10 protein-coding genes and 1 pseudogene are annotated in these 14,376 nt (G+C 61.2%); 6 read left to right on the forward strand and 5 right to left on the reverse strand.

Annotation, left to right across the window (positions count from 1 at the left end):
- Positions 1–67: 67 nt before the first annotated feature.
- Positions 68–277: a hypothetical protein gene (locus tag NKJ26_RS24465; protein WP_352606282.1), complete on the reverse strand. Its 210-nt coding sequence runs from the start codon at positions 275–277 to the stop codon at positions 68–70.
- 496 nt (positions 278–773) lie between these two features.
- Here NKJ26_RS24465 and NKJ26_RS24470 point away from each other — a divergent pair, with 496 nt between their 5' ends.
- Positions 774–2,876 carry a coiled-coil domain-containing protein gene (locus tag NKJ26_RS24470; RefSeq protein ID WP_352697694.1) on the forward strand — a complete coding sequence of 701 codons (2,103 nt, stop codon included), beginning with the start codon at positions 774–776 and terminating at the stop codon, positions 2,874–2,876.
- 1,022 nt (positions 2,877–3,898) lie between these two features.
- Here the strand turns inward: NKJ26_RS24470 and NKJ26_RS24475 are convergent.
- The 4 genes and pseudogenes from NKJ26_RS24475 to NKJ26_RS24490 form a co-directional block, all read right to left on the reverse strand.
- A complete protein-coding gene (locus tag NKJ26_RS24475; protein ID WP_352697696.1) occupies positions 3,899–5,098 on the reverse strand; it encodes a mandelate racemase/muconate lactonizing enzyme family protein in 1,200 nt (399 codons plus the stop codon).
- A gap of 16 nt (positions 5,099–5,114) precedes the next feature.
- Positions 5,115–6,472, reverse strand: a pseudogene (locus NKJ26_RS24480) (mandelate racemase/muconate lactonizing enzyme family protein).
- 56 nt (positions 6,473–6,528) lie between these two features.
- A complete protein-coding gene (locus NKJ26_RS24485) occupies positions 6,529–7,695 on the reverse strand; it encodes a mandelate racemase/muconate lactonizing enzyme family protein (protein WP_352697698.1) in 1,167 nt (388 codons plus the stop codon).
- 57 nt (positions 7,696–7,752) lie between these two features.
- Entirely contained in the window at positions 7,753–8,463 is a 711-nt protein-coding gene (locus NKJ26_RS24490; RefSeq protein WP_352606272.1) for a GntR family transcriptional regulator, read from the reverse strand.
- A gap of 184 nt (positions 8,464–8,647) precedes the next feature.
- On the opposite strand from NKJ26_RS24490, the gene NKJ26_RS24495 reads away from it, so the two are divergent.
- From NKJ26_RS24495 to NKJ26_RS24515, 5 genes are all read left to right on the forward strand, one after another.
- Positions 8,648–10,126: an ABC transporter substrate-binding protein gene (locus NKJ26_RS24495; protein ID WP_352697700.1), complete on the forward strand. Its 1,479-nt coding sequence runs from the start codon at positions 8,648–8,650 to the stop codon at positions 10,124–10,126.
- 77 nt (positions 10,127–10,203) lie between these two features.
- Positions 10,204–11,163: a carbohydrate ABC transporter permease gene (locus NKJ26_RS24500; protein WP_352697702.1), complete on the forward strand. Its 960-nt coding sequence runs from the start codon at positions 10,204–10,206 to the stop codon at positions 11,161–11,163.
- Positions 11,160–12,050: a carbohydrate ABC transporter permease gene (locus NKJ26_RS24505; protein ID WP_352697704.1), complete on the forward strand. Its 891-nt coding sequence runs from the start codon at positions 11,160–11,162 to the stop codon at positions 12,048–12,050. Before NKJ26_RS24500 ends, NKJ26_RS24505 begins: the two co-directional genes overlap by 4 nt.
- 10 nt (positions 12,051–12,060) lie before the next feature.
- On the forward strand, positions 12,061–13,158 hold the full coding sequence (locus tag NKJ26_RS24510) for an ABC transporter ATP-binding protein (RefSeq protein ID WP_352697706.1): 1,098 nt from the start codon (positions 12,061–12,063) through the stop codon (positions 13,156–13,158).
- 32 nt (positions 13,159–13,190) lie between these two features.
- A complete protein-coding gene (locus NKJ26_RS24515; RefSeq protein ID WP_352697708.1) occupies positions 13,191–14,354 on the forward strand; it encodes a mandelate racemase/muconate lactonizing enzyme family protein in 1,164 nt (387 codons plus the stop codon).
- Positions 14,355–14,376: the final 22 nt, after the last annotated feature.

Consider the following 14,376-nt stretch of genomic DNA (forward strand, 5'->3'; position numbering starts at 1 on the left):
CATGGTCGCGCGAATAAGGAACGATCATGCGATTGCCATAAGCCTATCAGCGCCGAAACAAATGGCGCTAACGACCAAGCGGCTGCCGAGACAATGCCAGGAGCTCTGCCTCATCGGTGATACCAGCCATGTAATTGGCGATGACCCGTGACGCCAACGCTTCTAGACGAGCTTCAGAATCGGCTTCACCTTTGGCCTGTTCGAATACGCGGCGAAGAAGCCTAATCTCAGTGGAGTCGAAAATCCCCGCTTGCTGTATGCCACGATCGATCAGCATGCCCACCTCTTCTGGCGATAATAGGCGATAGCGCGTCGTATCGCAAAAGGGATTTGTGACAGCCCCCATAGTCCCCAGCCCAGCCCAACCATTGGTAGCCGATATCGGCGCCGACCTTGCCACGAAACACCCAATGGGATCAGCCGGTGTACATAAGATCACCGGCAGCAGGATCAGCGGCGTCGTTTATGGCTGCCGCAGTCATGAATATCAGATGACGGTTGACCGCAGAGCTCTGTGACCTAGCTTAAAGCTCAGCATGGACCGTTCAGCCGGTATGGTGGAACGGTACGCACCGCGTTGGATATCTCGGGACGTTGGGATGCAGAGGTGCAAGTCGGTTTTTCAGAGCCCAGGGACGCCCTCGGCAGCCGACGATCGGTGGCCCCGTATGCGACGCTTCGAGAGCGATCCTAGGCTTTAGCCAACGCCAAGATGAGGGCCAAACACCGCTTCACGAGCTTACGAATACACCTAAAGCCGCACGGGCACGCCAATGCCAAATCATCTTGCTGATATTTACGCAAGCGACGCAGATATTGCCATACTGGGTGGGATAGCACCGCTTGTATTGGTGGGCATCTATCTTGTGCTCCGACGTATCGTTATCACCGTGCGAAAGCATCCCCTGAAATCAGACGCCGACCTGAACGAAGGCGTATCTGGCCTTCCCGGGGAAGCTTCTTGGGACTGGCAACGCCCGGTCGACCCTGCAACCGGGCGTGCTTCTTTTCCGCAGGTTGCAGTTCTCTCAGGCACGGCGGACCTGAATGTTCGGCCTCAAGATGCCAATTGCCGTCAGTTCGGGGTGCGGATCGAACATTTTGAAGTAAACTCAAAAGATTACGGGCGCCCGTCAGTGGCCCAGACCAATGCTTCCGCGACGGACATACCGCAACCCGGCCGACTTGCGACATCCATCAGAGAAATCGCTGACGACGTCCATAGGCAGGTGGCGGGTAGTTTTGCCGCTCTAAGTGGTCCAGTGCTGTGGACTCTGAGCCGTGTGCCGACACAAATCGTCCTCGCGGAACGTGGGAAGCGAATTTACGGGGCAGCGTGGGGCCAATCGCATCATAAGGCGCGCAAAGTTGCCCAGTTGGCCAATCCGGCGCAGCGCGGTTTGAAGGCCACAGCTCAAACGGGACGATCCAGCCTGGATTCCAACCCGACCAACCCGACGGCCTCACCCCCTCGCGTTCGCAGGCCGATCGGTCTCGCACTCCGCTTGGGCGTCATCGCCGCAATCTGTCTGGCCGTGCCGCTTGGCTATGCGATGACGAGACAAAACTGGATCGAAGGAGCCCCCGCCATTTCGCAGGCGCAAGGCCACGCCGATCCGGAACTTTCGCGATCCTTCCAGCTTCCGGCGCGTGCTGCACTGGACATGCATAGACCAGCCCAGGCAAACGGGCGCACCAGCGTCGAATTGCTCAACTCGGACCTCAGGGCTGCTCGGGCGCAAGTCGGGGCAGCTCGTGCTCAGACCACCGCTGCGAGGGAATTGGCCGGACGGGAGCATCGGGCGGCGGAAGGCGAGCGCGCCAGGAGCGCCGCTCTGCAGGAAGCGCTCCTCAAGTCGAGCAAGCGGATCGATGCGCTGAGGGCAGCCATGGCAGTTGCCGACAACGCACGCGAGGAGCGATTGCGCAACGAACTCGCGGCAGCCCGCACCGTTGACGCATTGCGGCGCTTTGCGGGACGTGCCCGCACGCTGCTGCGCGAGACCGCCAACTATGTTTTTGCGGAAATACCCGCTGCTCATCTGGAGCGTCAGCGAGCGGAGTGGCTGGCGCGCGATCTATCGCGAGCGCGGGCGCAAATCGAACAGCTTGAGGCCGAGACCGCTAAGGATCGCGCCAAGGCCGAGGCTTCGCAGGCGCAAGCGAGCGAACTGCTCGACAACGAACGCCGGAAGTCTGAGGATCTTCGCGGCGATCTCGCCGAAGTCAAACTGTCCAATGCCGCGCTCGTGCAGCGCGCGAACGTGGCTGAGCAGGAACGGACCGGCGCAGTCACAGCGAGAGAACGGGTGGAGCAGACCGCGGCCGAAACCGAGCGGGCGCTAACGCGAGAACGCACCGCAACAGCGTCGATTCGGGAGGAGCTGAAAAAAGCTCGTCTCGAGCGCGACGCGGCTGAACAGGAACGAGCCAGAGCTGTGTCGGCGAGAGAGCGCGCCGAGCAGACTGCAGCCGAGACGGCGCAGGCTCTGGCACGAGAACGCGCAGCAGCAGTCTTGATCCATGAGGATCTCGACAGAGCTCGCCTCGAACGCGACGCCGCTCGAGCACGCGTGGTAGAGGTAGCCAACCTGAAGGAGGCTCTGGACAAGCAACGTGGGGCCGCTGCTTCCCTTGCCCGCGATCTTGCCGCCGCGCGCGCGGAAAACGACAGGCTCAGGACTGAGCGTCCAAGCGCGCAGGTCGAGCCGCCGCTGAAGCCGCGTTCTGGCCGCGCAGCAGCCGCTACCGGCCAAGTGAAGGCTGTCAGCCAGAAAACTGCACGCAGCAAGGTTCGCAATCCGCCACGGATGACCCGCGTGCGTTCTATCACACTTCCCTATTCGCTCTGGCCGAGACACGCGACAATGGAGTGATCTCCAAAACCGCGCGATCCCCTCACTTCCGGAAACAGAAGAGTTAGCCAGGGTGAATTCCCACTCGAATTTATCCTGCTCTCGCCGGCGAGTTCCGTGCGAAGCGCTATGTCAGTCCGATCACGCTGCCTGTCGCATTCAATTCGCATTTGATCGGCGCCTGCCGGGTCTCTACGCGGCCTTGCCGTACATAGTCGATGCTGACCTCAATGGGGGCCGAGATCGTATTTTGGCTCAACCGATGTATGAAACCTGCGCTGCTGACGCGCACACGGGTCGCGCCGAACGGGGCGGCGGCCGACTCGACTGCATCATGGCAGGCGCGAACGACTTTGTTCGGGACGCCCGGCGGCGCTTTGATTGGACCGGCCGTTGATGAATTGCTGCTGTCGCTGGAAGGCTGGAGTGTGGGCGGGAGGTCGAGCGACTGTCCCCCGTCTACGGACGGGACGACACTGGCCGTAGATACCGCCCCCGGTGAACTACTGCTAGGGTCGTTGGGATCGCCGCCAGGCCCTTTGTGCGCGCCGATGCTGCGGCCTTCGCTGCGATGGCTGCCAGCGCCATGGCCTCCGCCGTCATTGCCTCCACTGTTGTCCCCATGATGGCCGCCAGCGCCTTGCCCTCCGCCGTTCTGGCCGCCGGCCGCAACGCCTGCGTAAGCTACCGCGATCGAGCAAGCGACTGCGAAAAATGCCAAGCAGGATGCACGGGATTGGCGCACGACAAGCTCCATAAATGTGTCGGCCGGACCGTCTTTCCGCGGCATGCGGTCAGAACGGCGCAGCCACCACTGCCCCCAGGCAAAACTCGCGACTAAGGCGCCCACGGAAGCAATTAGGGGATGAATCCGGCGTAGCAAGGATCTTGGTACGTGAGAGAAGCCGCTATCAGCAGCAATAACGCACATTCCGCGTGGCCGCCGTTCCACCCTGAGAGTTGTCTATAGTCTCTTCTTGCGTGAACCGATTTCCATCAAAGGCGAGGCGCTCCTGCCGGCCGCCAGGCGGGTTGATGCCCGATCAATCGAAGAACCCGGCGTCCTCTTCCAGCAGATACTTCTTGGCGCCCCCGGCGTCGATGTCCAGGCCGAGCCCGGGGGCTTCGAGCAGATCGATCATCGAATCCTTCACCACCTGCTTGGGCAGGCCGATGACGATGTCGTTCCACCACGGGTCGGAGGCGCTCGGGTATTCGAATGCGACGTAATTGGCGGGCAAGGTGGCGCACACATTGATCAGCGCGCCGAGGCCGAGCAGGCCGTTCGCGGTGCCGTGCGGAGCCATCAGGATCGAGTGCATATAGGCGTGCTCGGCGACCCATTTGAGCTCGGCAATGCCGCCGATATCGGCAGGATCGGGGCCGATGACGCGTACCGCCTGCGTCTCGATCAGCTCCTTGAAATTGTGCCTGAGGTAGATCTGCTCGCCGGTATGGATCGGCGTCGAAGTGGAGGTGGTCAGCTCCCGATAGGCCTGCGGATTGACCCACGGCACATAGTCGCCGGTCAGCATGTCCTCGAGCCACATCAAATTGTACTTCTCGACCGCGCGAGCGAATTTGATCGCATCGGGCAGCATCCAGCCCGGGCCGCAGTCGAGCGCCAGGCTGACCTTGTCGCCCAGCACTTCCTTCATCGCGATCACGCAGTCGAGCATATGGTTGAAACCGCGCTCGCTGATCACGCCCTGATCCATGGCACCGTGATATCCGGCCTTCTTCTGCGTCACGCCGTAATGGAAGCCCTCGATGCTGTCCTTCATGTTGGAGTGGAACGAGATTCCTTGCTTGACCATGAAGAAGTTCTGCGGCTGCTCCATCATCCATTTGACGTCGGCGGCGTAATCTTCCGGCCGGTCGCCCGCGCGTTTCCGGCGGATCGAGCCGTTATAGACGCGCACCTTGTCGCGCACCTTGCCGCCGAGCAGTTTGTAGACTGGAACACCCGCCGCTTTGCCGGCGATGTCCCACAGCGCATGCTCGATAGCGGACACGGCGGCGCCGTAGGGCTTGAACGAGCCGCGCTGGCGGATCTTCAGCATCACCCGCTCGACGTCGGTCGGATCCTCGCCGATCAGCGCCTCGCGAAAATGCAGCACAAAAGGCTTGAGATAGGTCTTGGTGAACTCCACTTCGCCAAGGCCATGGAGGCCTTCGTCGGTCACGATGCGGACGATCGGGTGCTTGCCGATAAGAGCACAGCGGAGGTCGGTGATCTTCATCTTCGGTCTTTCCGCTTCAGCTCCAGGTGCGATCCCAGGAGTACTCGTCGTCCCAGCGATCCGTGGATTGCCATATCCCCGTGACACCGGGCTGCAGATGCTGGCTGATCACCTCGTCGACCACATCGTCTATGCCCAGCCCCGGCTTCTCGGGCACGGTGATGAAGCCGTCCTTGACGAGCGGCGTGGGCAGGCCGGTGACGATATCGTCCCACCAGTCGACATCGGCGGAATGATATTCTAGCGCCATGAAGTTTTCCGTCGCGGTTGCAACATGAGCGGCAGCCATTGCGGCGATCGGGCTTTCGGCCATATGGATGGCCATGGCGACGCCGTGGTCCTGCGCCATGTCGCCGATCTTCTTGGTCTCGAGGATGCCCCCGCTGGTGAGCAGGTCCGGGTGGATGACGGAGAGACCGCCGTTCTTCAGCAGAGGTTCGAACGCCTCCTTGAGGTAGATGTCCTCGCCGGTGCAGATCGGCACCGTGGTGGCCTGCTGCAATTGACGGTACTGCTCGGTGTGTTGCCACGGAATCACGTCCTCGAGCCAGGCAGGAACGTATTTCTCGATACGGCGCGACAGGCGTATGCCGTCCTGCAGCGAGATGTGACCGACATGGTCGATGGCAAGCGGGATCTCGTATCCGATTACCTCGCGAACCTCGTGGATATACTGCTCGAGCAGGTCGATCCCCTTTTCGGTGAAATGCAGGCCCGTGAACGGGTGCTGCACGTTCTGCGCATCGTAGGCGAGATTGCGCGCCTTGCGCTCTTCGAGGGATCCCCCGCGGCCGCGCGGATTGGCGTAAAACCCTTCGAGCGCGCCGGCGGGAGCGGCCACCGCGCCCGGGACATGGGCGATTTGCATCAAGCCAAGGTCCATCTTGAGGAAGGTGAAACCGCGGTTCATGCGCTCCTTGAGGCGCTTTCCGGTTTCGGTGCCGCTGGGTTTCTCGGCATCGGTATCGCAGTAGACGCGCACGTGATCGCGAAACTTGCCGCCAAGCATCTGGTAGATGGGGACGCCATAGGCCTTGCCGGCGATATCCCACAGCGGATCTCGACCGCCGAGACGCCGCCGCCTTGCCGGCCGTGCCCGCCGAACTGCTTGACCCGGCGAAACAGGCGATCAATGTCGCAAGGATTCTCGCCAAGCAGCCGGCTTTTCAGCATCAGCGCGTAGGTGGCGCTGGCGCCGTCGCGCACCTCGCCCAGCCCGACGATGCCCTGGTTGGTGTAAATCTTGAGCAGCGCCGAGGTGAACGGCGCACCGACGATTTCGGCTACTCGCATGTCTGTGATGCGAAGCTCAGATGGCCTGGAGTTCGTGTTCACCCGATTGAGCGCCTCGTCGGCACCACCTGTCTTTGACATGACTTATCCTCTTTCTGGTGGAGTCGCCCCTCGCTCTGGCCCGGCATAGAGCGTTGCTAGGCCAGTTCAATCTCATGGGCCTGCAGGTAGTCGCGGTCCATCTCAATACCGAGACCGGGCCTCGACGTCAGCTTGAGACTGCCGTTCGAATTGTCGAGTGGTCTGTCGATGAGGTGATCGTATTTGCTCAGGTTCCACTCCGACGTTTCGAGTTTATAGAAGTTGGGAACGGTCATCATCACCTGCGCTCCGGCAACCACATTGATCGGCCCCGCGGCGTCATGCGGCGAGACCGGGATGTAGTAGGCTTCGCACAGGGCGGAAATCTTCTTGAGTTCGGTAATGCCTCCGGTCCAGGTGACGTCGGGCATGATGTAGTCGGCGAGCTTGTTCTCGAGCACCGGCACGAAATCCCATTTCGTATGGCCGCGCTCGCCCCACGAGATGGCTGTACTGACCTTCTCACGGACCTGCTTGAGGGCATTGAGGCTCTCGGGAGGACAGGGCTCCTCGAACCAGTCGATCTGGCCGGCTTCCTCGAGGCTGCGACAGAGGCGAATGGCGGTGGGAACGTCGAAGCGGCCATGCGCGTCGATGAGAATGTCGACATCGGGGCCCGCCGTTTCGCGGATCAGAGCCGTGAGTTCGGCGGCTTCGCGCTCGTCCTTGCGGCTCATGCTGCCATCGAGATAGCCGTCCCGCTGTTCGCGGGGCAGGCCGTCGGCGCTGCGGCCCTGGTGAGGGTAAGGATCGAACTTGAGCGCGGTGTGTCCGGACTCGACGATGTCCAAGATTTCGCGGACCACAGCCTCCTTGCTGGTGAAGTTGGCCTGATTGGGATGGGTGTAGAGGGCGATCTCCTCGCGCACCGGCCCGCCCAACAGCTCGTAAATCGGCTTGCCGAGGATTTTGCCCCGGATGTCCCAGAGGGCTATGTCGATGGCGCTCACGCATTCGACGGCGGCGCCGCGGCTGCCCATGTAAGTGAAGCTGCGGAAAATCTTATGCCAGAGATGCTCGATACGCGCTGGGTCCTCGCCTGTCACGGCGACGCCGATCTGCCGCAGGATCGTGCAGAGGGCGCGGTTGGCGAGCCTTGTCGTGGTGGTGATCTCGCCCCAGCCACTCACCCCCTCGTCGGTCGTTACCTCGACGAACAGGAACTCTCCCCAATAAGAAGCATCGGACTTGATCAGCCACGGCCGAATGCTTGTGATTTTCATCTCAGTTCCTTCATCTGAAATGGTCAGGCTGACGATGTTCTAGGCTGGACCCTTGTCCTATCCGGCCCGAGCGGCGTTGCGCGCACGCATCTGTTCGAGAATATGCCGGCCGGAACCCTCGACATGGCGGGAAACGAGTTCGGCCGCCTTGTCGGCTTCCCCCGCCTTCACATGCGCGATTAGTTGGCGGTGCTCGCGCATGATCGCGGCACGCCGTGCGAGCGTGAAATTGAAACGCCGGCTCACGGCTCGCAGCACCTCGCGATGTTTCCACCAGAGCTCGGCGGCGTGGCGGTTGTAATGCCGCTGGTACATCACGGTGTGGAAGGCGGTATCCAGTTCACTGTGCCTGAACGTGTCGGCGAAGTTGTTCTCTTCGATTAGACCCTGGAGACGTTCGAGCTCGGCGATGTCCTCACCGGTGGCCATGTTCACAAACCATCGCGTCAGGGCCGGCTCGATCAGAACACCGATCTCGTAGATATCGCGGACAAAATCCTGATCTATGGGTCGCACACGCGCCCCGCGATTGGCGACAAAGGTGACGAAGCCCTCCCCACGCAACAGCTGCAGCGCCTCGCGCACAGGGTTGGTCGAGGTGCCGTGACGCCGGGCGAGATCGGTGACCACAAGCCGTTCGTTGGCGGCGAGCCGTCCCTCGATGATGTCTTCCCTAATCCGTTCGTAAAGCGAGGCGCCCTCGCTGGAGGCCCCGATGGGATCGATCCCAACAGGTGGCATGGCTTTGAAATCACCTATTTCGGCCAAGGCCGGCTCCTCAGATCAATACACACCTTGCCCGATATCACACACGCCTTTCACAAACAATGTACGATCCAGCGCGTTGACAGACAATCCACGATCTGAAAACGTACTAAGTGATCGCAGGGATACACCGTGCTGAAAAAAGCACTCTCGCGATCGCAGGGCGGGAGAACCAGGGAGGATACCTATGACGAGGATCATGCTCGGCAGTGCGGTCCTGCGCGGCACTGTCGTCGGTGTTTTGACGGCATCTCTGATGTCCACATCGGCGCTCGGCGCGCCGCCGGTCGACCTGAGCAAGTGGTCGCCGGAATATGTGCGCTCCATCGCGGGCACACAGGATTTCGACACGGCGGCCGATTGCGCGAAGGTCACCCCGCTCGACTACAAGGGCCGACTGACTTTCTGGTATCAGGGCGTGTTCGAGGGCGACCCCGACCTCCTGCGTCAGTACTACAAGGATTTCTTCGAGACCTTCCGCAAGACCTATCCGAACATCCAACTTGAGGACCAAGCCCTCACCTACAACGATCTTCTGGACAAGTTCCGCACCGCGCTCCTTGGCAATGCGGCGCCGATGGCGGTCCGCCTGCAGATCCTGGGTGGTACCGAGTTCGCTTCAAAGGGCTATCTGCAGCCGCTCAAGCCCGAGGACGTGGGCTATTCGACCGAGGATTTCTGGCCCGGCGCCATGAAGGCCGTGACCTGGGAGCGAGTGACCTACGGTATTCCGACCAACAACGAGACGATGGCGTTCATCTGGAACGCAGATATCTTCAAGCGTGCGGGGCTCGATCCGGACAAAGCTCCGGCAACCTGGGACGACGTCGTCAAATATTCCAAGCAGATCCACGACAAACTCGGCATTGCCGGCTACGGCCTCGTGGCTCGCAAAAACGCCGGCAACACGCCGTACCGCTTCATGCCGCAGTTGTGGGCCTATGGCGGCGGTGTTTTCGACGAGGCTACCGCGAACCCAACCTACAGCGAGGTCGAACTCAACAGCCCGCAGAGCAAGGCGGCGCTGCAAGCCTCGTACGACATGTATGTTCGCGACAAGTCGGTTCCGGTGTCGGCACTCACCAACCAGCAGGCCGATAACCAGCCGCTGTTCGTCGCCGGTCAGCTCGGCATGATGATCTCGCACCCGTCCGACTACAACGTGATGCTCGACCTGCAGAAGAAGGCGACGGGCACGGACAAGGACAAGGCGCAAACCGTCATCGACAACATGCGCTACGGCCTCATTCCGACTGGCCCCGACGGCAAGCGCGCCGTCGTGTTCGGCGGCTCGAATATTCACATCCTGAAGCCTGAATATGTCGAGGGCGGCAAGGTAGACGAGCCGGCTGCAAAGGCTATCATCTGCATGTGGACGAGCCCCGAATGGTCGCTGAAGATGGCTTATGCCGGCTCGAACCCGGGCAATCTTAACGGCTTCAAGACCAAATGGATGAAGGAACGCCTGGACAACATCAAGTTCCTCGATGTCACGACCTCGATGTTGCCATACGGCATCCCGTTCCCAGCGCTGCCGCAGGCCCCCGAGATCATGAACATCATCATCCCGGATATGCTGCAGAACGCCCTGACCGGAGCAATGACGGTCGACGAGGCGGCGGACGACGCGGCCAAGAAGGTAAAAGACCTGATGGGCGGCCTCTAGTCCAGGCCTGACCGGTGATCTGACCGGCTGCGCCGATCGTGCAGCCGGTTCGTTCCGAAGAACAAGGGCACGCCACAGTGACGATCGTGACCGGCAAGGCCGAGCCTCGGCGCACATTGCAACCCGGTAGGTCCGGCGCGCTAAGGAATATCTGGGAGCATCGCGCCGACTACGCGTACGTGCTTCCGGCGATCGCGGTGATGCTCATCGTCATCGCCTATCCGATCTACTACACGATCGAGCTGTCGTTCTTTAAGACGCCGCCTGGCCTGCAACTGCGCGACAAGACCTTCATCGGCTTCGACAACTACACGGCCATCCTCACCAGTGAGGTGTTCTGGAAAATCACCTGGAACACCGTGGTCTGGACACTGGGGTCTACTTTCATCTCCTTTGTCCTGGGGTTTGCCACTGCGCTGGCGCTCCACCGCGACTTTATCGGCCGTGGTGTCCTGCGCGCTATCTTGATCATTCCGTGGGTCATCAGCGCGGTCGCCGCCTCCTACATCTGGAAGTGGATCTACCATTCGGACTTCGGGATCATCGGCGCCGTGCTGGTCGGCCTCGGACTGGCCGACCGGCCGCCAAATTTCATCGACAATGTCAGCACGGTGCTGCCCTCCCTGATCGTCGTTAACATCTGGCGCGAGTTTCCGTTTGCCATGATCATGATGATGGCCGGCCTGCAGACGGTTCCCGACCAATTGCTGCTCGCCGCAAAAGTCGACGGGGCCAACGCATGGCAGCGCTTCTGGCACGTCACCTTCCCGCACTTGCGCAGCGTCTCGGTGGTAACGATCCTGCTGCTCGCGGTGGCCAACTTCAATTCCTTCATCATTCCCTGGATCATGACCGGCGGCGGACCGTCGAACGCATCGCATATCTGGATAACCCACATTTATGAGCTCGCCTTCGGCCGGCAGCGCTGGGGCGTGGCGTCGGCCTATTCGGTGCTCCTGTTCCTGATCCTGATGACGCTGGGCTACTTCTATGTGCGTGCACTAAGCGGCGACGAGCGGAAAGACAGGAGCGCATGAGCACGATCGCCGAGACTTCCTCTCGAGGCCAGACGCGTCGCCGCATGCGTGTCGACGGATGGCGGTGGGGCGGGCGCATCTTCCTCGTCTTCATGTTGCTTTACACCGCGGTGCCGATGATCTGGATGCTGATCACCTCGATCAAATCCGGGTTCGCGGCGACGCAATTCCCGCCGCAATGGTGGCCGGACGAGCCTACCCTCGCCAGCTATCAGAAGCTTCTCGATCCGCAGAACAGCGTCGGTCAGGACTTCCTGCGCTTCTTCTGGAACAGTCTTTTCGTGTCGACCGCCACGACAATCCTTTCCGTGATCGTGGCGGTCCCTGCGGCCTACGCATTTTCGCGCTTCAGCTTCCCCGGCCGAAACTTCCTGTTCTTTGCCGTGCTGCTGCGCAACATGTTCCCAGCAGTGATCTTTCTGGTGCCGCTCTTCATCCTGATGCGCGCGATCGGGCTGATGAATACGCATGGCTCGCTGGTTCTCACCTACCTCACATTCGGCCTGCCACTGGCGATCTGGCTGCTCAAGGGCTTCTACGATAACATCCCGGTGCAACTCGAGCAGGCGGCGCGCATCGATGGCGCAACGCGGTTCCAGGCCTTCATCCTGATCGTGATGCCGCTCTCGATGCCGGGAATCATCGCCACCGCGATCTATTCCTTCATCGGCGCGTGGAACGAGTACATCTATGCCTATACGTTCCTCTCCAAGAACGACCAGTTGACCCTGCCGGTCGGCATCCAGCGCTTCTTCTCGGAAAATACGACTGACTTTCCGGGCCTGATGGCGGCCAGCTTCATGATGAGCGTGCCCGTCGTGGTGCTGTTCCTCGTCCTGCAACGCTACTTCGTGCGCGCCCTTACAGAAGGCGCGGTCAAGCACTAGGGAGTTACCTATGGCCCACGTGGTCCTCAAAGATCTCGTCAAGACCTATGGCGGCTTCAAAGCTGTCAACGACGTTTCGCTGACGGTCGATGACGGCGAGTTCGTTGCGCTCGTCGGCCCTTCAGGCTGCGGCAAGACAACCACGCTCAATCTCGTCGCGGGGCTGATCCCGATCACGTCGGGCGACATCGTCATCGGGGACCGGGTGGTCAACGACCTCGACCCCAAGGACCGGGACATCGCAATGGTGTTCCAGAACTACGCGTTGTACCCGCAGAAATCGGTCTACAAGAACCTGGCCTTTCCGCTGCAGATGCGCAAACTGCCCAGGGACGAGATCGACAAGAGGGTCAAGGAAGCGGCCCGAGTGCTCGACATGACGCACCTGCTTGAGCGCAAGCCGCGCGAACTTTCGGGCGGGCAGCAGCAGCGCGTTGCCTTGGGCCGCGCACTCGTCCGCGACCCCGCTGTGTTCCTCATGGACGAGCCACTCTCCAACCTCGACGCCAAACTGCGCGTGCAGATGCGCTCGGAGATCAAGCGCTTCCACCAGGACCTCAAGGCGACGATCATCTATGTGACGCACGACCAGCTCGAAGCGGTGACCATGGCCGACAAGATGGCGGTGATGAACGGCGGCTACCTGCAGCAATATGATTCCCCGGCGCAGGTCTTTGCCCATCCAGTAAACATGTTCGTCGCCAGCTTCATCGGCAGTCCGGCGATGAGCCTTATTCCGCTGGAGGCAGCGACGGCAAACGGCAACACGGTGTTGACCAGCGCGGAGGGCTGGAGCCTTGAACTCTCGCCAAGCAACGCCCGGAAGGTCGCGAGGGCGACGACCAGGAAACTTGCGCTCGGCGCACGTCATTCGACTATCAAACTGCACAAGAGTCCGGTTCCCGGCGCCATTCCGGCCAAGGCCTATACGGTGGAACCAACCGGAGACGTCACCTTCGTACAGGCGTTCCTCTCCGGCGCCGTCGTCAACATCAGCGTGTCCCCAAATATCGCCGTCGCACCCGACGAGCGGATCTGGCTCGAGTTCGACCAGGAGCGGATGCATCTGTTCGACGGCGAAACTGAAATGGCCCTCAAGGCCGACTGAAACGGGCGGATGCGTGTGGAAAATGGGCGTGGATGACTACGAAGCTTAGGATAACAGCGATCAAGCCCTATCCGGTGTGGGTAGGGACGCGCAACCAGATGCTCGTCAAGGTCGAGACCGACCAGGGCATCTTCGGCTGGGGCGAGAGCGGCTTGAGCGGCCGCGAGAAGGCCGTGGCCGGCGCGGTCGAGCACTATCGCGAGTTTCTGATCGGCCGCGACCCCATGCAGATCGGCCGGATCTGGCAGGAGATTTATCGCAGCCAGTACTTTGAAGGCGGGCGGGTTCTGCAGGCAGCGATTTCCGCCATCGACATCGCCCTGCACGACATCAAGGGCAAGGCTCTGGGGGTGCCGGTCTACGAGCTCCTAGGCGGTAGGCAGCGCGACCGCATTCCCACCTTCGCTTCGACCGGAGACGAGGCCGAGGGCGATGTTGCCATCGAACGAGCCCGCGAACTACGCGCACAGGGGTGGCAGGCGATCCGCTTCTTCCCCTTTGGGCAAAACAGCAAGGACGTCTTCGAGCCGCGCGAGTCCATCGGCGCTACCGCGAGGATGCTGAACAAGGCGCGAGAGGCGCTTGGCGACGACGTGGTCCTCGGCCTCGACTATCATCATCGGCTGTCGGTGGCCGAGGCCGCGAGCTTCTGCAACAAGCTCGGCCGCGGCGTGCTTGATTTCCTCGAGGAGCCGATCCGGGACGAGACGCCGGAGGCCTATGAAGCCCTGCGCACGATGACGGAAATCCCCTTTGCCATCGGTGAGGAATTTGCCAGCAAGTGGCAGTTCCTGCCCTATATCGAGCGTGGCATCCATCAGTTTAATCGGCTCGATGTTTGCAATGTCGGCGGGCTTACCGAAGCGATGAAAGTCGCTGGCTGGAGCGAGGCGCATTATGTGGACCTGATGCCGCACAATCCCCTCGGTCCAGTGTGCACGGCCGCGACCGTGCATCTCGCCGCTGCGGTGCCCAATTTCGCGTGGCTCGAGACCAGGGCGCCCGAAATAAAACTGGGCTTCGACAATTCCGAGTTCTTCCCCGTGCAGCCGCGGCTCGACGGCCCCGATTATCCGGTCAGCGATCTGCCGGGGCTTGGCATCGAGGTCAACGAAGCGGCGATCCAGGCGCAGAGTTTGCGTTTCTGGGAGGCGCCTCACCTGAAGCGCCGCGACGGTTCCGTTACGAACTGGTAATTCCCTCTCAACCGGAGTCCAT

Source organism: Mesorhizobium sp. M0152 (assembly GCF_040322415.1).
Classification (GTDB): domain Bacteria; phylum Pseudomonadota; class Alphaproteobacteria; order Rhizobiales; family Rhizobiaceae; genus Mesorhizobium.